Source organism: Pseudomonas umsongensis (assembly GCF_012647205.1).
In the GTDB taxonomy this organism is placed as follows: domain Bacteria; phylum Pseudomonadota; class Gammaproteobacteria; order Pseudomonadales; family Pseudomonadaceae; genus Aquipseudomonas; species Aquipseudomonas umsongensis.
This window is the reverse complement of record NZ_CP051487.1, coordinates 5,269,445-5,292,532: the sequence shown is the minus strand read 5'-3', so window position 1 is coordinate 5,292,532 and position 23,088 is coordinate 5,269,445. Positions and strand designations below refer to the sequence as shown.

Below are 23,088 nucleotides of genomic sequence, written 5' to 3'. Positions count from 1 at the left end.
GCCAGGTTCGCCTAGGCGACTTTCTTTTCACCGGAGAGTAACGAGGAATCCATGAAGGTTCTTGTAGCTGTCAAACGCGTTGTGGATTACAACGTGAAAGTTCGCGTCAAGGCGGACAATTCCGGCGTCGACCTTGCCAACGTCAAGATGTCGATGAACCCGTTCTGCGAGATCGCCGTGGAAGAAGCCGTACGCCTGAAAGAGAAGGGTGTTGCGACTGAAATCGTCGTCGTCTCCGTAGGCCCGTCCACCGCTCAAGAGCAACTGCGCACCGCGCTGGCTCTGGGTGCCGACCGCGCCATCCTCGTCGAGTCCGCCGAAGACCTGACTTCCCTGGCCGTTGCCAAACTGTTGAAAGCTGTTGTCGACAAGGAACAGCCTCAGCTGGTGATCCTTGGCAAACAAGCCATCGACAGCGACAACAACCAGACTGGCCAGATGCTGGCGGCACTGAGCGGTTACGGTCAGGGCACGTTCGCCTCCAAAGTCGAAATCAGCGGCGATAGCGTAGCTGTTACTCGTGAAATCGACGGCGGCGCGCAGACAGTTTCCCTGAAGCTGCCGGCCATCGTCACCACCGACCTGCGTTTGAACGAGCCGCGCTACGCGTCCCTGCCAAACATCATGAAAGCCAAGAAGAAGCCTCTCGAGACGCTGACTCCGGACGCTTTGGGCGTTTCCACAGCCTCCACCAACAAGACCGTGAAAGTCGAAGCGCCTGCTGCACGCAGCGCGGGTATCAAGGTCAAGTCGGTGGCTGAACTGGTCGAGAAACTGAAAAACGAAGCGAAGGTAATCTAAATGACTATCTTGGTTATTGCTGAACACGACAACAAAGTAGTGGCCCCGGCCACACTGAACACCGTTGCTGCCGCTGCCAAGATTGGCGGTGACATCCACGTGCTGGTTGCCGGCCAGGGCGCTGGCGCCGTGGCTGAAGCCGCTGCGAAAATCGCTGGCGTGGCTAAAGTGCTGCTGGCCGACAACGCCGCTTACGCGCATCAGTTGCCGGAAAACGTTGCGCCTCTGGTTGCAGAGTTGGGCAAGGGCTACAGCCACATCCTGGCTGCCGCTACTTCCAACGGCAAAAACATCCTGCCGCGCGTTGCCGCTGCACTGGACGTTGACCAGATCTCCGAGATCATCTCGGTCGAAAGCGCTGACACCTTCAAGCGTCCGATCTACGCCGGTAACGCTATCGCTACCGTTCAATCGAACGCTGCAGTGAAAGTGATCACCGTGCGTGCCACCGGTTTCGACCCGGTTGCAGCTGAAGGCGGTTCCGCAGCTGTTGAGGCCGTTGGCGCTGCCCACGACGCTGGCATCTCCAGCTTCGTTGGCGAAGAGCTGGCCAAGTCCGATCGTCCGGAATTGACCGCTGCCAAGATCGTCGTTTCCGGCGGTCGCGGCATGCAGAACGGCGACAACTTCAAGCACCTGTACGCCCTGGCCGACAAGCTGGGCGCAGCCGTGGGTGCTTCGCGTGCTGCGGTCGACGCAGGTTTCGTACCCAACGACATGCAGGTCGGTCAGACCGGCAAGATCGTTGCTCCACAGCTGTACATCGCCGTCGGTATTTCCGGCGCGATCCAGCACCTGGCCGGCATGAAAGACTCCAAGGTGATCGTTGCGATCAACAAGGACGAAGAAGCGCCGATCTTCCAGGTGGCCGATTACGGCCTGGTGGCGGACCTGTTCGAAGCCATCCCTGAGTTGGAGAAGCTGGTCTAATCCGGCTGCTTCACTTATAAAGAGCCCGACCCTTTGGTCGGGCTTTTTTTTGCCTCTGTACCTGTAGGAGCAGGCTCGCTCCTACAGGGATATAAACGGTCTCAACGGGAGTGTGCTGCTATGGATCTGCGTCTCGCGTGGAGTTTTCTGGGTCTGGCGCTATTGCCAGCACTGTCCATTGCCGCTGGCAAATGCGAACGCCTGGTGGTCACCGGCAGCCCGGATGCGCCACCGTACCTGTGGCAAGACCCGCAGGATCCCAAGCACTTGATTGGCGCCAGTGCCGATTTGTTGCAGCAGGTAGCGGGGCAGTTGGGCATCAAGGTCCAGGTGCTCTACGCCGGCAAACGTTCCCAGGCACTGGACGAAGTGCGCAGCGGGCGCATGGACATGCTGGCGGACGCGCCGTTGACAGTTGGCGAGCTGGAATCCCTGGACTACATCCATCCGCCGCTGCTGGAAAACGATTATCTGGTGTGGACCCGCAAGGATTCGTCGCTGGTCTACAACGACGTCCAGGACTTGCACGGTCATCCTGGGGCGTTGTCGGAAAAGTCTCGATTGACCTCGCAATTCGCCACTTTCGCCGAGCAGCAATTGACCCTCACCCGTACGCCAAACCTGACCCAGGCCTTGCAGAAATTGCTCCTGGGGGAGGTAGAGTTTGTCTTGGCAGGGCGCTACTCCGGCATGGCCATGGCGCAGACACTGGGCATGGCCAATGACCTGGTCGCCCGTGTGCAGCCGGTCGACAAACCCGGGCTGTTTCTGGCGCTTTCCCACAACTCCGCCTGCAACGATCCGTGGTTGCGCGGACAGTTGGCCAAAAAGATGACAGAATTGCCCGCGTCCGGACTGACGGAAGCCGTGCTGCAACGCAATATCGAGCTTTGGAATGCGCAGCAGAAGCAACCTGTCAGTACCCCAAAACAGTAGGGATTTTTAGTGAGTATTCGACCTCTTTTCGCTGCCCTGGCCGTTCTGGCTCTGGCGGGTTGTGCAGCCGATCCGGCGCCGAATGAACAAATGCGCCTGACCGCACAGGCCGTCGAGCAAGCCCGTGCCGTGGGTGCCACTGCCGATGAAGTGCCGGAGATGAAACTGGCCGAAGACAAATACAACCGGGCCAAGGGCAGCATGGCTGACCAGTCTTTCAGGAATGCGCGGATGCGCGCCGAGCAGGCCGAGCTGGACGCGCGCCTGGCCGAAGCCCGGGTCCTGACCCTCAAGAGTGAAGAACAGCTGAACGTGCTCAATACCCGCATCGCCCGCCTGCAAAAGCAGTTGGGAGCAGCCCAATGAGCCTCAAGTCCAACATTTTCGGCGCTTTGATCCTGGCAGGAACCGTCAGCCTTGTCGGCTGCGCCGGCCAGCAAGGCGAAGCGGCGCTGCAACAGGCGGGCGCCGACTTCCAGAAGGTCAAGGAAGACTCCAACGTGCTGCGCATCGCCCCCAAGGACGTGATTCGCGCCGGTGAGTCCCTGGCCCGCGCCGACCGTTTGTCCACCTATTGGGGCAGCGGCTCGGATGTGGTGCATTACGCTTACCTGAGCCAGCGCTACAGCGAGATCGCCCGGGAGCACACCAATCAGGTGCTCAATGAAGAGCGCGCCGCCAAGCTCGAGCTGGAACGTCAGCGCCTGCAACTGGCCTTGCGCGAATCCAAGTTGCTCAGCGTGCAGCAGCAGGGCAAATGGCTGGAAGAGCAGATCCTGGCCCTGGCCACCACCCAGACCGACCGTGGCCTGGTGATGACCCTGGGTGATGTGCTGTTCGACACCGGCGAAGCAGAGCTGAAAAACTCGGCCAACCGCGTGGTGCTGAAGATCGTGCAGTTCCTGCAACTCAACCCCAAGCGCGTGGTGCGCATCGAGGGTTACGCCGACAGTACTGGCGGCAAGCAGGAAAACCTCAAGCTGTCCCGCGACCGGGCCCAATCGGTCGCGGATGTGCTGATGGACCTGGGCATCGACGACAAGCGCATCCTGGTTGAAGGGTATGGCGACGAGTATCCGGTTGACGCGAACGCCTCCGAACGGGGGCGGGCACAGAACCGTCGGGTGGAAATTGTGTTTTCCGACGAAAAAGGCCAGCTCGGCGCTGCCCGCTAATGAAATCACGCACTCCGTAGGAGCCGGCTTGCTGGCGATGCCATCACTGCGATTCATCTGAAACACCGCGGTTTTGCCATCGCCAGCAAGCCGGTTCCTACAAAGCCCGGCCTGGCAGACAGCGCCGGGTTTTTTTTCGCCTGCCGATTAGCGCACAAAACAGTACAGTTTTTGCTGACACTGCACTGTACTGTCGACTATTGTGGCAACTGTCCCAGTACACTTCTAAACTGTTCCGGTATTGTTTTACACAAGAATAAAATGCCCGTGAAATCGAGTGCTGCGTCATGACCAACCTCTTGCTCTATCAACGTATTGCTCAGCAACTGGCTGAAGACATCCGCCGAGGTGTCTATCAACCGGGAGAGCGCGTGCCTTCGGTGCGCAAGATGAGTTCGCAGCTCAATGTCAGCCATGCCACGGTGTTGCAGGCGTATGCCAACCTTGAAGACCAGGGGCTGATTCGCGCGCGGCCGCAGTCCGGTTATTACGTGCACCAGACCCCGGCGCTGACTGCGCCGACCCCGGACATCGCCCGTGTCGAACGTCCAGGCCTGGTGACCCGCAGCAGCATCATTCAACAAGTGTTGGTCGAGTCCCGCCGCGAAGGCGTTTTCCCGCTGGGTGCCGCGGTGCCCAGCGTCGACTATTTGCCGGTGCGTGCCCTGCATCAGCAATTGGCCAAGGTCACCCGGTTCCATAGCCCGCGGGCTTTCAGCTACATGTTCAGCCCCGGTTTCGAGCCCTTGCGTCGACAGGTGGCGATCCGCATGCGCGATGCCGGCGTGGTGGTCGATCCTTCTGAGGTGGTGATCACCCACGGCTGCGTCGACGCCTTGCAGATGTCCCTGCGGGTGCTGACCCGGCCCGGTGACCTGATCGCGGCCGAATCGCCGACTTACTACGGTTTGTTGCAATTGGCCGATCTCCTGGGCCTCAAGGTCATCGAAATCCCCAGCGACCCGTCCACTGGCATGAGCCTTGAAGCGCTGCAATTGGCGGCCAACCAATGGTCGATCAAGGCGCTGGTGCTGACCACGCGCTTGAGCAATCCGTTGGGCGGCACCATGCCTGAAGAGCGGCAGAAGCAGCTGTTGCGCCTGGCGTCGGACTTTGACATCCAGATAGTCGAAGACGATATCTACGGTGAGCTGATGTTTGAGCAAGGTCGCACCAAATCGCTCAAGGCCTATGATCGGCTGGATCGGGTGATTTATTGCTCGAGCTTCTCCAAGACCCTGTCGCCAGGGGTGCGGATCGGCTGGATGATTGCCGGCAAGTACCAGCAGGAGATCCAGCGCTTGCAGACCTTCAGTACCCATTCGGCCTGCAGCGTCACGCAGATGGGCATTGCCGCCTATCTGGAAAATGGTGGTTACGACCGCCATTTGCGTTATATCCGCCAGGAGTACCGCAAGAACCTCAGCGCTTTCCAACTGGCGGTGCAGCAGTATTTCCCCGAAGGCACGCAGATGACCCGGCCAACCGGCGGTTTCATTTTGTGGGTGAGCCTGCCAGGGCGGGTCAATACCCAGGAGCTGCATGTGCGAGCGTTGCAGCAGGGCATCAGTATCGCGCCGGGGCTGATTTTCAGTAACACCGAGCAGTTCAATCACTGCATTCGGCTCAACTGCGGCATCCCGTGGAACCGCGAAGCCGAACGTGCGTTGATGACCCTGGGCATGCTTGCCACCCAGCTCTGCCAGGAGATGGCCGGGGGCTTTTGACCAGGCGGTCTCCGTCCGTGCTTGTCACGGAGCGCGCAACAGGGGAGCATAGGCACCTCTGTCGTTTTCGCCGTTTGCATCGTTGGGTACATGAAGCCGATTTTTCCTGCCGTCTGGCTGTTGATCTGCCTGTTAGTGAGTGTTCAGCCGGCGTCCGTCAAGGCTGAGTCCGTGCAGGCAAAGCCCGCCGCCAGCGATGCCAAGGCAACCTCGAAAAAAACCGCACCGGTCAAAAAGCCAACCGCGGTAAAAAAGCGCCCACTGAATGCCGCCAAGTCAAAACCGGCCAGTGCGGTGGTGAAAACCCCGGTACCTTCAGCCAACCTCGATTTGAGCCTGCCCAAGGACATGGTCGAGGAGCTGAAACCGGTCGGTACCGTTCCATTGCCCAAGCGTGAACCGGTGCTGCCGCAAATGTTCGGCGACAAAAGCAGCCAGTTCCAGCTCAATGGCAGGCTGATCAACAACGAAATGCAGTTGCAAATGCGTAACGAAGAGCGCCATGAAGTCGAAGGCGCCGCCCTGGAATTCGAGTTCAAGCGGTAAATCCCGCCTTTGGCTGACCTGCCAGCAGACAGTTGGTCGGAGACTGGCCGGTCACGCCCGTTTGCAGGTAAATACCCAGGTAAGGGTAATTTAAAACAACTGTTTTAGCGGTTACTCTGTGCCCGTCCTTTAATACATTGCTCGTCGCGAGGAGCTTTTCGTCATGAAATGCCGTGAGGGCTGTGGCGCCTGCTGCATTGCCCCTTCCATCAGTTCACCGATTCCCGGTATGCCCCATGGCAAAGCCGCCGGGGAACGTTGCCTGCAACTGTCTGCCGAAAACCTGTGCAAGATTTTCGGTAAGCCCGAGCGCCCGGCAGTGTGTTCGGCGTTCGAGGCTGACGTTGAGGTGTGTGGCAACAGCAGCGAAGAAGCTATCCGGTTGATTGGCTGGTGGGAGCAGATGACCGCCGCGTGATGTGTTTACAGAACGGAACTTCAACAATAAGGAATAAGATTATGGGTTCGCTGCATCGTATCGCTGTGTTGTGTGGTTTGACGGCTGTTCTGGCCACTTCAGTTGCCCAGGCCGAAGACTGGAAAGTCGCCAGGAACGAAGACGGCATCAAGATCTCCCTGAGTGAAGTGGCCGGCTCCGACTACAAGGCCTATCAGGGCGTCACCCTGATGAAGACCACCGTGGCCAAGCTGCGTGCCCTGCAGGAAGACGTGGTCGGTGCCTGCACCTGGATTCACGAGTGCAAGACCCAGAAGTTGCTCAAGCAGGAAGGCGATCAGAACTGGACCTACACCCAGTTCAATACGCCATGGCCGGTCACACCGCGAGATTCGGTGCTGCATATCACCACGATCGCAGGCGCCGATGGCAGCCTGACGCGCAAGCTCGAGGGCGTGCCCAAATACCTTCCTGAAGAAAAGGGCTTTGTCCGGGTCGCCAAGGTCGATGGTTTCTGGAAGTTCGTGCCCAAGGGCGATCAGGTTGAAGTGACCTATCAGGTGCATACCGAGCCAGGTGGTAGCGTGCCATCGATGGTGGCCAACAAGTTTGTAGTGGATGCGCCGTTCAATACCTTGAAGAACCTGAAGGCACTGGCCGAGAAATAAAAGCAGGTGCCACCTGTTCCTTGTAGGAGCGAGCATGCTCGCGAAAAACGCCAGGACAATCCGGGCATGCAGACAACCCGCGTAATCGTTGACGTCCATCGCGAGCGTGCTCGCTCCTACAGAAGCCTTTATTGTGTTACCTAATATTCGCTGCACAGAATTTTCACAAAGCCTCCAAGACAATTCCCCCCGCGCGGCCATCGACGAACAGTAATCAATGGCAATGCTGCGATTGATCGTGCAACATTTGCGCACCGCGCGAACCCCGGGGCCGAGTACTGGCCAACAGAGGGCAGGGCGCAGCTGTATTTTTGAAACTTCAACTTCCAATGGGTCCTAAAAACGACATGGCTATTCCGGACGCCCTGAGTCAGAAGCGAGCATCGAGTCGCTTGCTGCAACCGACCGTCAAATCGCATCTGGCCTACACACTGTTGTGCGCCCTGGTCATGATGGTGATGTTTTCCGTGCTGCGCCTCGCGCTGCTCGTCTACAACCGCGAAATGATCCTCGACACACCGGCCGCGACCTTTTTCGAAGCATTCGCCAATGGCTTGCGTTTCGACCTGCGCCTGGTGGTCTACCTCAGCGTTCCGCTGGTGCTGGCGCTGTTCAGTGCCCGGGCCATGGCGGCGCGGGGGATCTTCCGTCTCTGGCTGACGGTGACCGCCAGCATCGCGCTGTTCCTGGGCCTGATGGAGATGGACTTCTACCGTGAATTCCACCAGCGCCTCAACGGGCTGGTCTTCCAGTATGTGAAGGAAGACCCGAAAACCGTGATGAGCATGCTCTGGTACGGTTTTCCGGTGGTCCGCTACCTGCTGGCCTGGGCCTTGGGCACCTGGATCCTGAGCCTCGCCTTCAAGGGTGCCGACCGTGCCACGCGTCCTCGTGGACCTTTCAGCGGTGGTAGCATCGGTACTCGGCAGGTTGCCCCCTGGTACGCGCGTGCGATGGTGTTCGTGGTGTGCCTGTTGATCTGCGTGGTCGCGGCCCGCGGTACCTTGCGTCAAGGCCCGCCAATGCGTTGGGGTGATGTCTACACCACCGATTCCAACTTCGCCAACCAGCTGGGCCTCAACGGTACCCTGTCCCTGGTCGCTGCCGCGAAGAGCCGGATGTCTGAAGATCGCGACAACATCTGGAAAGCCACGTTGCCACAACCGATGGCTCAGCAGACTGTACGCGACCTGTTGGTCATGAAGGACGACAAATTGGTGGATGGCGAGACCGCAGCAGTGCGTCGCGACTACACGCCACCCGTCGACAAGACCCTGCCGATCAAGAACGTCGTCGTGATCCTGATGGAAAGCATGGCCGGTCACTCGGTAGGCGCACTGGGCGCACCGGGCAACATCACGCCGTACCTCGACAAGCTGTCGAAGGAAGGCCTGCTGTTCGACCGTTTCTTCTCCAACGGTACCCACACCCACCAGGGCATGTTCGCCACCATGGCTTGCTTCCCGAACCTGCCGGGTTTCGAATACCTGATGCAGACCCCGGAAGGCAGCCACAAACTGTCTGGCCTTCCGCAGTTGCTCAGCGCCCGTCACTACGACGATGTGTATGTCTACAACGGCGATTTCGCCTGGGACAACCAGTCGGGTTTCTTCAGTAACCAGGGCATGACCAATTTCATCGGTCGCAACGACTTCGTTAACCCGGTGTTCTCCGACCCGACCTGGGGTGTGTCCGACCAGGATATGTTCGACCGTGGCCTGGTGGAACTCAAGGCTCGCGACGGCAAGGACAAGAAACCTTTCTATGCCTTGCTGCAAACCTTGTCCAACCACACGCCCTATGCGTTGCCGACCCCATTGCCGGTCGAACGCGTCACCGATCGTGGCAGCCTGAACGAGCATTTGACCGCCATGCGCTATTCGGATTGGGCGCTGGGTCAGTTCTTCGAGAAGGCGCGTAATGAGCCTTACTTCAAGGAGACCCTGTTCGTCATCGTTGGCGACCACGGCTTCGGTAACGAACGTCAGATCACCGAAATGGACCTGGGCCGTTTCAATGTACCGATGTTGATGATCGCACCGGGCATCCAGGAGAAATTTGGCACGCTCGACCACACCGTGGGCACTCAAGTCGACATCGTGCCGACCATCATGGGCCGCATCGGTGGTGAAGTGCGTCATCAGTGCTGGGGTCGTGACTTGCTCAACCTGCCAGAAGGCGACACCGGTTTCGGTGTGATCAAACCGTCGGGCAGCGAGCAGACCACTGCGATCATCACCGCGGACCAGATCCTGGTATTGCCGAAGGACAAGGACATGGCGCCGAAGATGTACCAGTACGAACTGGGCGCTACGCCTCGGGCGGAAGTGATTCCGGATGCTCCGCGCACCGCCGAGATGAAGCTCAAGCTCGAAGCGTTCCTGCAAACGGCGACCAAGAGTCTGATCGACAACACCGCTGGTGTGGTCGACGGCGTACCTGACTGAGTATTCAGTCAGGCTTTGCTGCCTGACCTTGGGCTACAAAAAATCCGATGCCTGCACAGGCATCGGATTTTTTTATGCTCGCCGTAAGGCGCTGTGCCGCACCCAAGGGGAAAACCTGTCAACTTTGACAGTAGACACCTCGGGGGTTTGGGAATCTTATACAGGTGCTTCGAGTACCTGACCCAACGTTTGCAACCGCGACGTTGAGAGCGGGCAGCGTTGCAAGGATGATGTCTGCCTGTTCCTGTCTCTATGGCGTTCGTGCCATGTTTTGGCCATGCAGTGGAACCGCGCTGGAAGACATTTCAATAGAAATGCCGGGGTTGGCTTAGGCTCTTTTTCGGCCTGCCACTTCGGTTCAGGTGGTTCGCCGCAGGACACTGAATTAACAGATTTGTCCGAGGGGTTGAACACTTGGCTGACGAGTGAGGCTCGCTTCATGAATAAGTCTGTCGGTGTGCTTCGTTTGCTGTGGTTCGTGGGGTTTGCGGCGCTCGCCGCTGTCGTCGCTTTAGTGGTGTACACCCGATCGTCGGAGTCAGCTCCATCACCTCAGTCCTGTACAGCGCCTGCTTATGAAAAGGGCGCGCTCTACGAACAGGGGCAGCAGGTTCAGCACGCTGGCCAGCTGTTGGAATGCTGGAAAGATGACGAGGCCCCGCTTGGCGTCGGCAGTTGGCAGTGGTGCAAGCTGCCGGTCTATGAGCCATTGGTTGTCGGCGGTCCGTGGAAAGACGCATGGAAAGAACTTGGCGACTGTGGTGGCTTCGAGGGCAATCGCCTGACGCTGAGCTTCTCCACCCTCAGCGGCAAAGCCCCTCTGAAACCGGCGGTGCCAGGTGTTGCTCGCGCAGATCAGACGGTCACCGGGACGTTGCGTTGCAAGGCCGAAGAGATTGCGATCAGCGCAAAGGCCAACGAAACGATTCACCTCGATAATCTAAAAGCTTGCGACTACCAGCTTGTAATGAACAGCGCTGATGGATACATCCCGCTGAACACCCCGCGCATTGTTTCATTCACGCAGGCGCAAGGGGCGGAGCAAACCGTGGCGGTGAAGTATCGGCCTCCGGTTGAGGTGAGCAAGCTCAATGGCTTGCCGGGGATAAAAATCGAGTTGTTTGCCCAGGGCCTTATCCAGCCCAGGCAGATGGCCATGGGCAAGAACGTCCTGTATGTCGGCTCCAGTGCCATCCCGTCGTACGTCTATGACGGAAAAATCGGCGACATGATCTACGCGTTGCCGCTGGACGGAGAGGGTAAGCCGACCGGCATTCATGTCATCGCCAAGGGCCTGGAAGAGCCTCACGGCGTGGCATACCGCGACGGTGATCTGTATTACTCGACCACAGGTGGTCTGTATCGCTTGCGTAACGCGGACGATCATTACAAAGACCCAAAACCCGAATTGGTTTTCAACTTTCCGGCAGACGGCAAGCTGTTTCCCTTGCCCCCGCTGTCGTCCGGCTCGAAGACTCGCATCTGGCACATGAAACACCCCTTGCGCTTCAACCCAGTCGATCCGTCGGACAAGTGGCTTTATACGGCGGTCGGCACTCCGTGCAACCTATGCATGATTCCCGCCGACAAGCGCTATGGGACGGTCTTGCGGTACTCCCTGGAGACGGGGGAGTCGGAGATCCTGGCCATGGGGGTGCGTAACTCTGTGGGCTTCGACTGGAATCCCAAGGACGGCAAAATCTGGTTCAGCGACAACAATCGCCAAGGCTTCCCCAACCCTGACGAGGTCAACGTCATCCGGGGCCCCGGGTTGCATTTCGGTGTGCCTTATCGGTTTGGCAGGGACACGCCCGGTTTCACTCAAGAGGAGTACCAGAACCCGGGCGTGATCCAGCCGCCGCTGGTGCCCGGTGCCATTGTGTCCGATAAGTCGCTCGAACAGATCAGCCCCGCTGACTATGTGCCGGCCGCTTTTGAGTCGGGTACCAACACTGCACCGCTCGGCGTCAAGTTCTGGTCAGGTTACCCGGCTGCGGCGGGTACCCAACGATTGCTGGTGGCCGTGCATGGTGCCGGCTCCACCGCCCGCCCGGGCATGGACATACAAATGCTGACCATCCAGGGCGGTACGCGCGTGGTCAACCAGATCCCGCTGATCAATGGATTTGTGCAGGATCCGGATCGATTTGATGTCTATTGCCTGGACAACTCCTGCATTGGTCGTCCCGTCGAGTTTCTCGAACTGGCGGATGGCAGCCTGCTGATCAGCGACGATGTCGCCGGGGTCATCTATCGCGTGCGCTATGACGCAACCGGGCTGCCGCAGACAGAATTGGCCCTGCGTCCAATGCTGTCACCCCCGGGCCTGGAAGACGAAATGATCAGTGGCTACCTGATTGCCCCCGACGGCAATAGCCGACTGGTGCAACTGTCATGGGATCCGTTAAGCAATGAGTCCGCACTGGTTCTCAAAGGGCTGGCGTATGGTGAGTATCAGTTGCGCCTCAATGATGTGAAAAAATGGGTTCCTCTGGTGCGAAACACCTCCGTCACGCTATCGCCAACCAACAAGAGTCAGGCCATCAACCTGGGATATCGCGAACGGCCGATCAAGCTAGAGGTCAAGATCACGATCAACGCGCCGAGCAAGCCTGCTTCTGTCACCGATGACCAATGGCGCATCAGTCTGGTTAACGAGGATCAGAGTCATGCTGAGCCGCTGCTCATACAGATTCCGTGGGGGGCAAGCACGACGCGTAACCTCGACTATGGCAAGTACAAGGTGATCTACCCGTTTTACTCCAAGGAAAAACCGGAGCCGGAACTGGAGCCGGTGGTGATTGATGAGTCCAGCGAGGACCGGCAGCTACCCCTCATCGCCTATCGACATGTCGAGAACCTGGGCGAGTCGGTCCTGGCGGGGGCCTGTACCAAGTGCCATTCCGTCGAGTATTTCGACAGCGCGAGCAAGGCCTTGCTCTGGAGCGTGGCGGGTCGGGAAGCGTTGGTCAAACAGATCAAGAGCATGCCGGTTTCGGGGCACTGCGACACCACCTGTGCGACCGAAATCAGCAACCAGTTGTTCGACGTCATCTGGAAACCCTACCTGGACCATGGCGAGACCTATGGTGCGCGGCAGTTGCGATTGCTCACGCCCAGTGAGTATGCCGCCAGCATCTGGGACATCCTGGGGGTCGAGGTCAATCCCGAGAAACTACCGGCCGACAAGTCGGAAAAAGATTTCAAATACCCAGGGGAAGCGAGCAAGGGCATTCTGCAGGCCGAGGACGTCAAGCTGTATTACGACATGGCGTTGTCGGTGGCAGAGAAGGTGGCACCTGCGCGCTTGAGTGCGCTGGCAACCTCTCGCACAGGCACCGACCTGGTCACTTCCCTGGGCTATCAGATGTTCCGTCGTCCCGTGACTGATGCCGAGCGTTTGCGGTATCAGAAAATACACGATGAGCAAGGGGCCCCGGCTGTGATTGCGGCTCTATTGATGTCGCCGCATTTTCTCTATCGCTCGGAGCTGGGGGTGGAGTCAGCCAGGGCAAGCAAGGTGTATAAGCTCACGCCGTTCGAGCTGGTAACAGCACTTTCTTACGGGTTCCTGGGCACGACACCGGATGTTGAACTGTTGGCCAAGGCGCAGCGCAATGAACTGCAGACTTCACAACAGATCTCCGCCGAAATTCAGCGGATGATGCAAACGGACCGCGGCATCAAGCAGTTCAACCGTTTCGTCGGCTACTACATCAAAACCGCACGCGGCGTTCAGGAAAAGCCGGGGCTGACCAAGCCAATGATTGCGCTGATGGCACAGGAGCAATACTTGCTGAGCAAAAGCATGCTGCTCGATTCAGGCACCCTGGATAAGTTGTTCAACCCCGGTTACACCTATCTGAATCAGGACCTGGCTGCGCATTATGGCATCAGCGGTGTCACGGGCAGCACGATGCAAAAAGTCACGGTGGACGACAAGCGGGGCGGGTTGTTGCACCTGGGGCTGACTCAGGCAGCCACGTCGGATTTCGAGACCACCTCACTGGTCAAGCGCGGAATCATGATTCGCGAGCAGATGTTCTGTCGTGAGTTCGGTGCTCCGGTTGAGCCAGATCCTACAGGTCCGGTTTTTCCTGCTCAGCCCATCACCACCCGTGAACGCTGGGATCTGGTCAACGGTGAGCAAGCGTCAGGAGGGCGCTGCTGGCAATGTCACCAATTCATGAATGACACCGGCGCCGCGATGGAGCATTACGATGCAGCTGGCCGTTATCGTACCCAGGAAAAAGCCTACAACTTTGACCAATATCCTCAGATGTTGCCAATCAAGGCCTCCGGTCCCTTTTTAAGTTCGACCGGCTCAGAGACCGTAAATGACGTTCGCGGTATCGCCAAAATCGTTCCCCGCCATCCCGCCTCCCAGTTCTGTATGGCCGACAGTTATTTCCGGTTTGTGTTCGGCAGCAAATCGGATGCATCGACGTCGGGAGCTGTGAAGGCGATTGCCGATGGCTTGAAAACTTCCGGCTCCCTGGCAGAGATGTTGCGAACCCTGGGGACTTCCAACGCGTTCATCTACAAAACCGAGAGGAACTGATCATGGGCATCTTGAAAAGTCGCCGGCGTTTTCTCGCGGGACTGGCTGCGGCAGGTGTCTATGGTCCATTGACCCAATTCGGATTGACGCGCATGGCATTGGCGGGGCAATCCGAGCAACCCTTGTTGAAGGTCGTGATTGTAGTAATACCCGACGGAACGGCAGTGGACTCCTATCAGGGTGGACCGTTTGGCGATGGGCGCGGTTTGTGGCATCCCACTGCACAGGGGATGGATACCACGGCTTTTACATTGAATGAAGTCAGTAAAGAGCTGGAGGCTTATCGCAACCAATCGTTGTACCTGCGCGGGATTGTCTCGGGGCCAGGTAACTCGGGCCATAACAACTGGAACTATATATTGCGTGATAGCGCACAGAGTCAGTCATCAATCGACGTCCTCTTGGGAAATGCACTGCCGGGTAATGAACCCTCGCATCGCAGCTTGTTTGCCGGGCCCCACGCAGGGATCGACGGTACGCCCTGGTTCGTGTCGTTTCAGGGCAAAGCGATTCGCACGCCCTACCGCGACCCCATGCTGATGGCTGAATCGCTGTTCAAGACGCCTGCTCAAGCTCGGCGCGCACTGGAGCCTGGAGCTGGAAAACTGTTAGAGGCATCCCTGGCGGATATCCAGGACATCAAAAACCGGCTCTCCCCCGGCCAGAGGCAAAAGCTTGATACCCATCTGGATTCAGTAGAGCAGGTCATCAAGGACCTTGAGGAAGCGCGGCCGCCCGTGGGGGGATGCGAGCCTGTGATGCTCGAGCCCCTGGATTACCAGTCGGCGGAGCACCGCACACGCATACAGGCCGACCACCATAAAGTGGTGGCCACCGCCTTGAGTTGCGGGATTACCCGCGTTGCGACCGTTCAGATCGGACGCTCGGCGGAGTCACTCAATATCATTGATGTCAGTCGCGACAAAAATCCCCATGATTGCGCTCACCGTTACGCCGGGGAAGCAGTCTGGAGAGGAACACGGCAATGGTATGTCCGGCAGGTCAGGGAATTGATGGATGAACTGTCCAGGCATGCAGACCCGGACATGCCCGGTCACAACTTGCTCGAATCTGTCCTGGTCATTGTCACCAGCGAAATGGCTGATGGAGCCCCCGAGCACTCGATTGATATGCCGCTGGTCATGATGGGCGGCGCGTGCGGATTGTTGAAAAGCGGGGAGGGCGCAGGACGGTACCTGAATATCACGACGCAAGCCGATAAGTCGCATCACACGGGGAACCCGGTTATCGGCAAGAACTTCGTCGACATGCAGCGGATCTGGGCAACCGTTGCCAAGGCCGCAGGAACCAGCGTGCCTTATGCAGGCAATGTTGATCCTGTCAGTGGAATTTTCACTAACGTGTGACGCAAACTTTGGAAAAAACGATGCCAGTCAGTTTTATCTGACTGGCATCGAAATTTCTGCAGCCTTTATTGGCTACTCAGAACTTCATATCTTCCCGAGTAACAACAGGATCAATATCACCACCAACACCACGCCGATGATACCGGACGGTCCATAACCCCAACTTCTGGAGTGTGGGAAGACCGGTAGACCACCGATCAGTAACAGGATCAGAATGATCAGAAGTATTGTGCCCATATCTGTTTCCTTGCTGTAAGTATTCAGGAATGACCTAGCCGTTATCAGTCAGCGGGAACGTCATTTATTCGAGCTGCTTAAAAAATCCGACCGCGGTGCAGGGCAAAAAATTCCAAGTTTTTTGCGGTTTTTCAAATCATCTACCGATAAATCTGTTGCCGCGTTAGTTGGTTGAGCCACGATTGCGGTTTGCTCGGGGCATTCAACAATCTGATAGAGCGTGGGGCGGCCAATTTCCTTCGCTACACTCGACGCATCTTCCCCGGAACAACAAGGCTGTTTGCTATGCAAAATCGCATGATGATCACTGGCGCGGGCTCCGGCCTGGGTCGCGAAATCGCGTTGCGCTGGGCGCGCGAAGGCTGGCAGTTGGCCTTGTCGGACGTCAGCGAACCAGGTCTGCAGGAAACCTTGAAACAGGTGCGCGAAGCCGGTGGTGACGGTTTTATCCAGCGTTGCGATGTGCGTGATTACAGCCAACTGACCGCGTTTGCCCAGGCCTGCGAATCGAAGTTCGGTGGTATCGATATCATCGTCAACAACGCGGGGGTTGCCTCTGGCGGATTCTTCAGCGAACTGTCCCTGGAAGACTGGGACTGGCAGATCGCAATCAACCTCATGGGTGTGGTCAAGGGCTGCAAGGCCTTCCTGCCGTTGCTGGAGAAGAGCAAGGGCAAGATCATCAACATCGCCTCGATGGCGGCGTTGATGCAGGGGCCGGCCATGAGCAACTACAACGTGGCCAAGGCCGGCGTGGTGGCGTTGTCCGAAAGCTTGCTGATTGAACTCGCGCATCAGGAAGTCGGCGTGCATGTGGTTTGCCCGTCGTTTTTCCAGACCAATCTGCTGGACTCCTTCCGCGGCCCGACGCCGGCCATGAAAGCCCAGGTTGGCAAGTTGCTGGAAAGCTCGCCCATCAGTGCCACCGATATTGCCGATTACATCTTTCAGCAGGTCGCTGTCGGCGAGTTCATGATCCTGCCCCACGAACAGGGCCGCCAGGCCTGGGCGCTCAAGCAGAAGAACCCGCAACTGCTCTACAACGAAATGACCCTGATGGCCGACAAGATGCGCGCCAAGGCCAAGCAATCCGCAAACTGAACTTGCCCGCACACGACAGCCTCGTTAGGGTGGCCGCCATCGGCCATCCTCGCGAGACGTTCGCATGCTCAATTACCTGTGGTTTTTCCTCGCCGCGTTGTTCGAAATCGCCGGTTGCTTCGCCTTCTGGATGTGGCTGCGCCAGGGTAAAAGTGCCTTGTGGGTGGTGCCAGCGTTACTCAGCCTGACGTTGTTCGCGTTGTTGCTGACGCGCATCGAGGCGACTTATGCAGGCCGTGCCTATGCCGCTTACGGCGGTATCTACATCATTGCTTCGATTGGTTGGCTGGCGGTGGTCGAGCGGATTCGTCCACTGGGTTCCGACTGGCTAGGCGTGGCACTGTGCGTGATCGGGGCAAGCGTTATCCTGTTTGGCCCGCGCTTCTCGGCCTCCTGACGTAGCGGCCCTTGATTAAGGCGGCGTGTCAGGCATTTCCTTCAGCAAGGCAGCCGCGTGGCTGTAGGTTTGGTCTGGATTACCGTGGCTGTCTTGTAGGCCCGTCGTGCACCGGGCATCTTCAAGGCCCGGTAACCCTGAAGGACCAAAGCCATGCTTGTACTAAGTCGTGTAGTCGGCGAGATGATTTCCATCGGTGACACCATTTCAGTGCGCATTATTGCCGTCAATGGCGGTAACGTGCGCTTCGGCATCGAAGCCCCGAACCATGTCAATGTGCACCGCAGCGAGATCTACGAGCGAATCCAGCGCAAGCTTTCGCGAGACAAAAAATCAGTCGAATAAATGCTTGGGCACGTCATGCTTGAGCATCAGCTGGCACTGCTCGCTCTCCGGATCGAAGACAATCAGGGCCTGGCCCTTGATCAATGCCTGGCGAACACGCAATACACGGGTCTCCAGCGGCGTGTCATCGCCATTGTCGGTGCCGTCTCGGGTCACGAAATCTTCGATCAGGCGGGTCAGGGTATCGACTTCAAGTTGGTCGTGTGGAATCAGCATAGGCACCTCGGTCAAATCAATGACGAGATGCTACGGCGGTTATGACCACATCACCAGTAGGAGCTGCCGCAGGCTGCGATCTTTTGATCTTTGTTTTTTAAGATCAAAAGATCGCAGCCTGCGGCAACTCCTACTGGATCGCATTTCGTTAGATGTCGCTGCGTTGGCCCACCAGGCTATCCACCGACGGCACTCGCGTATCGCTTTCCATCTGCGTCTCGTGTTCGATCTGGTGACTGAACCGGTCCAGCGAGCCTTTGGCCGGCTGCGCGTCGCTGGCGAACACCGGCGGGCTGAGGATGTAGGCGCCGAGCAGGCGGCTGAGGGCGGCGAGACTGTCGATGTGGGTGCGTTCGTAGCCGTGGGTGGCGTCGCAGCCAAAGGCGAGCAGGGCGGTGCGGATGTCATGGCCGGCGGTGACCGCCGAGTGAGCGTCGCTGAAGTAGTAGCGGAACAGGTCGCGGCGTACGGGCAACTCGTTGTCACTGGCCAGGCGCAGCAGGTGGCGCGACAAGTGATAGTCGTACGGCCCGCCGGAATCCTGCATCGCAATGCTCACCGCGTGTTCGCTGGAGTGCTGGCCGGGAGCGACGGGCGCGATGTCGATGCCAACGAATTCACTGACGTCCCAGGGCAATGCCGCCGCGGCGCCACTGCCGGTTTCCTCGGTGATGGTGAACAGTGGATGACAGTCGATCGCCAGCTCTTCGCCGCTGTCGACGATCGCTTTCAATGCGGCCAGCAGCGCCGCGACACCAGCCTTGTCGTCCAGGTGACGAGCGCTGATGTGGCCACTTTCGGTGAACTCCGGCAGCGGGTCGAAGGCGACAAAATCACCGACGCTGATGCCCAGCGAGTCACAATCGGCGCGGGTCGCGCAATAAGCGTCCAGGCGCAATTCGATGTGGTCCCAGCTGATTGGCATTTCATCCACGGCGGTGTTGAACGCGTGCCCGGAGGCCATTAGCGGCAACACGCTGCCACGGATCACGCCGTTGTCGGTAAACAGGCTGACGCGGCTGCCTTCGGCAAAACGGCTGGACCAGCAACCCACGGGGGCCAGCGTCAGGCGGCCGTTGTCCTTGATGGCGCGCACGGCGGCGCCAATGGTGTCCAGGTGCGCGGAAACGGCGCGGTCCGGGCTGTTTTTCTTGCCCTTGAGGGTGGCGCGGATGGTGCCGCGACGTGTCATCTCGAAGGGAATGCCCAGCTCTTCGAGCCGTTCGGCGACATAGCGCACGATGGTGTCGGTGAAGCCGGTGGGGCTGGGAATGGCGAGCATTTCCAGCAGGACTTTCTGCAGGTAGGTCAGGTCTGGTTCCGGGTATTGGCGGGTCATGGAAACTCCTGATGAGTTGAGGGATCGTTTTCACGCGCAGCAAAGGAATGAATCAACGGACGCTCTGCGTTCGGCTCTTGAGGGACGCGGAGCGTCCCGGGCTGCATTGCCACACAGAGCATGGCAACGATCGGGCGCTACACGGCCGGCTGACTGTGCGGAAACAACAGGTCTACAAACCGCTCGGCCGTCGGCTGCGGTTCATGGTTGGCCAGTCCGGCGCGCTCGTTGGCTTCTATGAATACGTACTGCGGTTGATCGGCGGCAGACACCATCAGGTCGAGTCCGACCACGGGAATATCCAGCGCCCGCGCCGCGCGCACCGCGGCGTCCACCAACGTGGGATGAAGCATCGAGGTGACATCTTCGAGAATCCCACCGGTATGAAGATTTGCCGTGCGCCGCACGAAAAGGTGCTCGCCCGGCGGCAGTATGCTGTCGTAGTCGTAGCCCGCTGCCTGCACGGTGCGCTCGGTCTCAGGGTCCTGCGGGATCTTGCTTTCGCCGCCTGTAGCCGCCTGGCGCCGTCGACTCTGGGCTTCGATCAGCGCGCCGATGGAGTGCTGGCCATCGCCCACCACCTCGGCGGGCCGTCGAATCGCCGCAGCGACCACTTCAAAACCGATCACCAGAATTCGCAGGTCGAGACCTTCATGGAAGCTTTCCAGCAGCACGCGACTGTCGTACTGACGGGCGGCTTCGATGGCGTTCTGGACCTCTTCGATGGTCTGCAGATCCACCGCCACGCCTTGCCCCTGTTCACCGTCCAGTGGCTTGACCACCACTCGCTGGTGTTCGTCGAGAAACGCCAGGTTGTCATCGGCGTTACCCGCCAGTTGCTGCGCGGGCAGGTTCAGGCCTGCCGCCGTGAGCGCTTTATGGGTCAGGCTCTTGTCCTGGCACAGGCTCATGCTGATGGCACTGGTCAGGTCGGTCAGTGACTCGCGGCAACGTACCCGCCGTCCGCCGTGGCTGAGGGTAAACATCCCCGCCGCGACATCATCGACCTGCACATCGATGCCGCGACGATGGGCTTCCTCGACGATGATCCGCGCGTAGGGGTTGAACTTGGCTTCAGGGCCGGGACCGAGAAACAACGGCTGGTTAATGCCGTTCTTGCGCTTGATCGCAAAGGTCGACAGGTTGCGAAAACCGAGCTTGGCGTAAAGATTTTTGGCCTGGCGATTGTCGTGCAGCACGGACAAGTCCAGGTAACTCAGCCCACGGCTCATGAAGTGTTCAATCAGATGCCGCACCAGCACCTCACCGACACCGGGCCGCGAACAGTGCGGATCGACGGCCAGGCACCAGAGGCTGCTGCCGTGTTCCGGATCGTTGAACGCCTTGTGATGATTGAGGCCCATGACGCTGCCGACGACTGCGCCGCTGTCCTCGTCCTCGGCCAGCCAGTACACCGGGCCGCCCAGATGACGGGGGGTCAGCAAGCTGGCATCGATCGGCAACATGCCGCGTGCCTGATACAGCTGGTTGATCGCCTGCCAGTCGGCATCGCCTTGCGCGCGACGAATGCGAAAGCCGCGAAACACGCGGGTCGCCTGACGGTAATCGCTGAACCACAACCGCAAAGTATCGGAGGGGTCGAGAAACAACTGGGCCGGCTCCAGCCCCAGTACTTGCTGGGGCGCGGCGACATACAGGGCGATGTCGCGCTCACCCGGTCGTTCATTGAGCAACGCCTGGGCAAGGCTCGTCGGGTCGGGGAACGTATGGCCGATCAACAACCGGCCCCAGCCGCAATGCACGGCAATCGGCGCAGTACTGAGTTCACTGCCGTCTTCGGCCAGGCGTGCCTGCAAGCGTTCGTAAGAAGGCGCCTGACCGCGTAACAAGCGTTGGTTATACGCCGTGGCTTGAGGTTTCATCGATCAGATTCCTTGTTCACTGAGCCACAGGTTCAGCGCCGCCAATTGCCACAGCTTGGAGCCGCGCAACGGAGTCAATTGGCCTTGTGGGTCCGTCAGCAAGCGGTCGAGCATCGCCGGGTTGAACAGGCCACGATCCTGGCTCGGATCCAGCAGCAATTCACGTACCCAGTTCAGCGTGTCACCCTGCAAATGCTTGAGACCCGGCACCGGGAAGTAACCTTTTTTGCGGTCGATGACTTCGCTTGGAATGACCAGGCGCGCCGCTTCCTTCAGGACTTGCTTGCCTCCGTCAGGCAGTTTGAATTTGCCCGGCACCCGGGCTGACAATTCCACCAGGCGATAGTCGAGAAACGGCGTGCGCGCCTCCAGGCCCCAGGCCATGGTCATGTTGTCGACGCGTTTGACCGGGTCATCCACCAGCATCACCGTGCTGTCCAGACGCAAGGCCTTGTCCACCGATGCATCGGCGCCGGGTTGTGCGAAATGTTCCTTCACGAAGTCACCAGCGGCGTCATTCGCGGTCAGCCATTTCGGCTGGACGGTGGCGGCGTAGTCCTCGTAGCTGCGGTCGAAGAACGCATCGCGATACGCCGTGTAGGGATCGGCTGCGCCATCCACTTGCGGATACCAGTGATACCCGGCGAACAGTTCGTCCGCACCCTGGCCGCTTTGCACCACTTTGCAATGCTTGGCCACTTCGCGCGATAACAGATAGAAAGCGATGCAGTCATGACTGACCATCGGCTCGCTCATCGCGCGGAAGGCGGCGGGCAGTTGCTCGATGATCTCTTTTTCGTCGATGCGCAATTGATGGTGTTGGGTGCCGTAATGCCTGGCGATCAAGTCCGAATACTGGAACTCGTCACCGCGCTCGCCACCGGCATTCTGGAAGCCGATGGAGAAGGTCGACAGGTTTTCCACACCGACTTCACGCAACAGGCCGACGAGCATGCTCGAATCGACACCACCCGACAGCAGCACGCCAACATCCACCGCCGCCCGTTGACGAATCGCCACCGCATCGCGGGTGCTGTCGAGTACGCGGTCACGCCAGTCCTCGAGCGTCAGATTGATCTCGTCGGCACGTGGGCCGTAGGGCAGGGTCCACCAGGTTTTCTGTTCGGTTCGGCCATCCGCGTCAATGCGCATCCAGGTCGCCGGTGGCAGTTTTTCGATGCCGGCCAGCAGAGTGCGTGGCGCTGGGACCACGGCATGGAAATTCAGATAATGATTCAGGGCCACCGGATCGAGAATCGGGTTAATGTCGCCGCCCTTGAGCAGCGCTGGCAAAGCCGAAGCGAAGCGCAGGCGCTGGCCGGTGCGCGACAGGTACAGCGGCTTCACACCGAGACGGTCACGGGCGATGAACAGGCGCTTGGCGTCGCGTTCCCAGATAGCGAAGGCAAACATGCCGTTGAGCTTGGGCAACAGCGCTTCGCCCCAGGCGTGGTAGCCCTTGAGCAACACTTCGGTGTCGCCGCCGGAATAGAAGGCATAACCGAGGTTTTCGAGTTCGCTTCGCAGCTCCGGGAAGTTGTAGATCGCGCCGTTGAAGGCCAGGGACAGGCCCAGTTGGGTATCGATCATCGGCTGTGCCGAGCCGTCCGACAGGTCCATGATTTTCAGGCGACGATGGCCCAGGGCAATCGGCCCTTGGCTATGAAAACCCCAGGCGTCAGGGCCTCGAGGCGCCAGGTGATGGGTGATTCGCTCAATGGCTGCAAGGTCTGCAGGTTGATTGTCAAAACGTAACTCGCCAGCTAATCCGCACATAAATTCCTTACCGGTTTTTCCGTTGGGGAGGGTCAATCCGCACCATGCCAGAAGGGCAGGTACTCAGAAACTGACCCGCCTCGCTTGTGGGAGTTTTAGAACGATAAGTTATAAGAAGGAATTGCGGGACGAATGGCAGGCACGGCAGAAACGCTCTTGGCCGTGGCGGTAACTATTGATGGGATGCATAGAAGTAGCTGCTTGGATGGGGGGCGATCCAACCCGGTATTCGAATTATC

General features: G+C 58.8%; 20 protein-coding genes. 15 read left to right on the top strand and 5 right to left on the bottom strand.

All coding sequences use genetic code 11. From position 1 onward, the window contains the following. Window positions 1–51: 51 nt before the first annotated feature. From HGP31_RS23760 to HGP31_RS23705, 12 genes are all read left to right on the top strand, one after another. Entirely contained in the window at window positions 52–801 is a 750-nt protein-coding gene (locus tag HGP31_RS23760; protein WP_008017740.1) for an electron transfer flavoprotein subunit beta/FixA family protein, read from the top strand. Further along, the gene (locus HGP31_RS23755) at window positions 802–1,731 is read left to right on the top strand and encodes an electron transfer flavoprotein subunit alpha/FixB family protein (protein ID WP_020799967.1); all 930 of its coding nucleotides are present in this window, start codon (window positions 802–804) and stop codon (window positions 1,729–1,731) included. A gap of 120 nt (window positions 1,732–1,851) precedes the next feature. Beyond that, the gene (locus HGP31_RS23750) at window positions 1,852–2,667 is read left to right on the top strand and encodes a substrate-binding periplasmic protein (protein WP_020799968.1); all 816 of its coding nucleotides are present in this window, start codon (window positions 1,852–1,854) and stop codon (window positions 2,665–2,667) included. A gap of 9 nt (window positions 2,668–2,676) precedes the next feature. Continuing rightward, window positions 2,677–3,033: a DUF4398 domain-containing protein gene (locus HGP31_RS23745; protein ID WP_008060823.1), complete on the top strand. Its 357-nt coding sequence runs from the start codon at window positions 2,677–2,679 to the stop codon at window positions 3,031–3,033. After that, window positions 3,030–3,842, top strand: a complete 813-nt coding sequence (locus HGP31_RS23740) for an OmpA family protein (RefSeq protein WP_020799970.1) — start codon at window positions 3,030–3,032, stop codon at window positions 3,840–3,842. Before HGP31_RS23745 ends, HGP31_RS23740 begins: the two co-directional genes overlap by 4 nt. Before the next feature lie 287 nt (window positions 3,843–4,129). Continuing rightward, complete coding sequence (locus HGP31_RS23735) at window positions 4,130–5,569, top strand: aminotransferase-like domain-containing protein (RefSeq protein ID WP_020799971.1); 1,440 nt, start codon at window positions 4,130–4,132, stop codon at window positions 5,567–5,569. Between the two features lie 90 nt (window positions 5,570–5,659). Next, window positions 5,660–6,115: a translation initiation factor 2 gene (locus tag HGP31_RS23730; RefSeq protein WP_168758787.1), complete on the top strand. Its 456-nt coding sequence runs from the start codon at window positions 5,660–5,662 to the stop codon at window positions 6,113–6,115. Between the two features lie 163 nt (window positions 6,116–6,278). Further along, a complete protein-coding gene (locus HGP31_RS23725; RefSeq protein WP_020799973.1) occupies window positions 6,279–6,533 on the top strand; it encodes a YkgJ family cysteine cluster protein in 255 nt (84 codons plus the stop codon). A 41-nt stretch (window positions 6,534–6,574) separates the two neighbouring features. Beyond that, a complete protein-coding gene (locus HGP31_RS23720; RefSeq protein WP_151143118.1) occupies window positions 6,575–7,180 on the top strand; it encodes an START domain-containing protein in 606 nt (201 codons plus the stop codon). Between the two features lie 347 nt (window positions 7,181–7,527). Then, window positions 7,528–9,627 carry an LTA synthase family protein gene (locus HGP31_RS23715; RefSeq protein ID WP_020799975.1) on the top strand — a complete coding sequence of 700 codons (2,100 nt, stop codon included), beginning with the start codon at window positions 7,528–7,530 and terminating at the stop codon, window positions 9,625–9,627. Between the two features lie 439 nt (window positions 9,628–10,066). Beyond that, a complete protein-coding gene (locus tag HGP31_RS23710; RefSeq protein ID WP_240963506.1) occupies window positions 10,067–14,188 on the top strand; it encodes a DUF1592 domain-containing protein in 4,122 nt (1,373 codons plus the stop codon). Window positions 14,189–14,190: 2 nt separating this feature from the next. Further along, window positions 14,191–15,555 (top strand): DUF1552 domain-containing protein, encoded by a 1,365-nt coding sequence (locus HGP31_RS23705; RefSeq protein WP_168758785.1) that lies wholly within the window; start codon window positions 14,191–14,193, stop codon window positions 15,553–15,555. A gap of 84 nt (window positions 15,556–15,639) precedes the next feature. Here the strand turns inward: HGP31_RS23705 and HGP31_RS23700 are convergent, their stop codons facing one another. Next, window positions 15,640–15,792 carry a DUF3309 family protein gene (locus tag HGP31_RS23700; protein ID WP_008060837.1) on the bottom strand — a complete coding sequence of 51 codons (153 nt, stop codon included), beginning with the start codon at window positions 15,790–15,792 and terminating at the stop codon, window positions 15,640–15,642. A gap of 285 nt (window positions 15,793–16,077) precedes the next feature. On the opposite strand from HGP31_RS23700, the gene HGP31_RS23695 reads away from it, so the two are divergent. From HGP31_RS23695 to csrA, 3 genes are all read left to right on the top strand, one after another. After that, window positions 16,078–16,893, top strand: coding sequence for an SDR family oxidoreductase (locus tag HGP31_RS23695; RefSeq protein WP_020799978.1), 816 nt, complete (start codon window positions 16,078–16,080; stop codon window positions 16,891–16,893). 64 nt (window positions 16,894–16,957) lie between these two features. Further along, window positions 16,958–17,290, top strand: coding sequence for a YnfA family protein (locus HGP31_RS23690; RefSeq protein ID WP_020799980.1), 333 nt, complete (start codon window positions 16,958–16,960; stop codon window positions 17,288–17,290). Window positions 17,291–17,443: 153 nt separating this feature from the next. Next, complete coding sequence (gene csrA / locus HGP31_RS23685) at window positions 17,444–17,635, top strand: carbon storage regulator CsrA (RefSeq protein ID WP_020799981.1); 192 nt, start codon at window positions 17,444–17,446, stop codon at window positions 17,633–17,635. Here the strand turns inward: csrA and HGP31_RS23680 are convergent. The 4 genes from HGP31_RS23680 to HGP31_RS23665 form a co-directional block, all read right to left on the bottom strand. After that, complete coding sequence (locus tag HGP31_RS23680; RefSeq protein WP_008060849.1) at window positions 17,624–17,851, bottom strand: YheU family protein; 228 nt, start codon at window positions 17,849–17,851, stop codon at window positions 17,624–17,626. The genes csrA and HGP31_RS23680 overlap by 12 nt on opposite strands. 148 nt (window positions 17,852–17,999) lie before the next feature. Then, window positions 18,000–19,190: an osmoprotectant NAGGN system M42 family peptidase gene (locus tag HGP31_RS23675; RefSeq protein WP_033043117.1), complete on the bottom strand. Its 1,191-nt coding sequence runs from the start codon at window positions 19,188–19,190 to the stop codon at window positions 18,000–18,002. A gap of 137 nt (window positions 19,191–19,327) precedes the next feature. Further along, on the bottom strand, window positions 19,328–21,073 hold the full coding sequence (ngg, locus tag HGP31_RS23670; protein ID WP_168758784.1) for an N-acetylglutaminylglutamine synthetase: 1,746 nt from the start codon (window positions 21,071–21,073) through the stop codon (window positions 19,328–19,330). A gap of 3 nt (window positions 21,074–21,076) precedes the next feature. After that, window positions 21,077–22,849, bottom strand: coding sequence for an N-acetylglutaminylglutamine amidotransferase (locus HGP31_RS23665; protein WP_168758783.1), 1,773 nt, complete (start codon window positions 22,847–22,849; stop codon window positions 21,077–21,079). Between the last annotated feature and the right edge of the window lie 239 nt (window positions 22,850–23,088).

Excerpts from the sequence above, each read along its gene's own strand:
- HGP31_RS23700 (WP_008060837.1), bottom strand. The coding sequence starts at position 15,792 with ATGGGCACAATACTTCTGATCATTCTGATCCTGTTACTGATCGGTGGT.
- HGP31_RS23735 (WP_020799971.1), top strand. The coding sequence starts at position 4,130 with ATGACCAACCTCTTGCTCTATCAACGTATTGCTCAGCAACTGGCTGAA.
- ngg (WP_168758784.1), bottom strand. The coding sequence starts at position 21,073 with ATGAAACCTCAAGCCACGGCGTATAACCAACGCTTGTTACGCGGTCAG.
- HGP31_RS23665 (WP_168758783.1), bottom strand. The coding sequence starts at position 22,849 with ATGTGCGGATTAGCTGGCGAGTTACGTTTTGACAATCAACCTGCAGAC.
- HGP31_RS23740 (WP_020799970.1), top strand. The coding sequence starts at position 3,030 with ATGAGCCTCAAGTCCAACATTTTCGGCGCTTTGATCCTGGCAGGAACC.
- HGP31_RS23695 (WP_020799978.1), top strand. The coding sequence starts at position 16,078 with ATGCAAAATCGCATGATGATCACTGGCGCGGGCTCCGGCCTGGGTCGC.
- HGP31_RS23715 (WP_020799975.1), top strand. The coding sequence starts at position 7,528 with ATGGCTATTCCGGACGCCCTGAGTCAGAAGCGAGCATCGAGTCGCTTG.
- HGP31_RS23710 (WP_240963506.1), top strand. The coding sequence starts at position 10,067 with ATGAATAAGTCTGTCGGTGTGCTTCGTTTGCTGTGGTTCGTGGGGTTT.
- HGP31_RS23725 (WP_020799973.1), top strand. The coding sequence starts at position 6,279 with ATGAAATGCCGTGAGGGCTGTGGCGCCTGCTGCATTGCCCCTTCCATC.
- HGP31_RS23675 (WP_033043117.1), bottom strand. The coding sequence starts at position 19,190 with ATGACCCGCCAATACCCGGAACCAGACCTGACCTACCTGCAGAAAGTC.
- HGP31_RS23750 (WP_020799968.1), top strand. The coding sequence starts at position 1,852 with ATGGATCTGCGTCTCGCGTGGAGTTTTCTGGGTCTGGCGCTATTGCCA.
- HGP31_RS23705 (WP_168758785.1), top strand. The coding sequence starts at position 14,191 with ATGGGCATCTTGAAAAGTCGCCGGCGTTTTCTCGCGGGACTGGCTGCG.
- HGP31_RS23680 (WP_008060849.1), bottom strand. The coding sequence starts at position 17,851 with ATGCTGATTCCACACGACCAACTTGAAGTCGATACCCTGACCCGCCTG.
- csrA (WP_020799981.1), top strand. The coding sequence starts at position 17,444 with ATGCTTGTACTAAGTCGTGTAGTCGGCGAGATGATTTCCATCGGTGAC.
- HGP31_RS23730 (WP_168758787.1), top strand. The coding sequence starts at position 5,660 with ATGAAGCCGATTTTTCCTGCCGTCTGGCTGTTGATCTGCCTGTTAGTG.
- HGP31_RS23720 (WP_151143118.1), top strand. The coding sequence starts at position 6,575 with ATGGGTTCGCTGCATCGTATCGCTGTGTTGTGTGGTTTGACGGCTGTT.
- HGP31_RS23760 (WP_008017740.1), top strand. The coding sequence starts at position 52 with ATGAAGGTTCTTGTAGCTGTCAAACGCGTTGTGGATTACAACGTGAAA.
- HGP31_RS23690 (WP_020799980.1), top strand. The coding sequence starts at position 16,958 with ATGCTCAATTACCTGTGGTTTTTCCTCGCCGCGTTGTTCGAAATCGCC.
- HGP31_RS23755 (WP_020799967.1), top strand. The coding sequence starts at position 802 with ATGACTATCTTGGTTATTGCTGAACACGACAACAAAGTAGTGGCCCCG.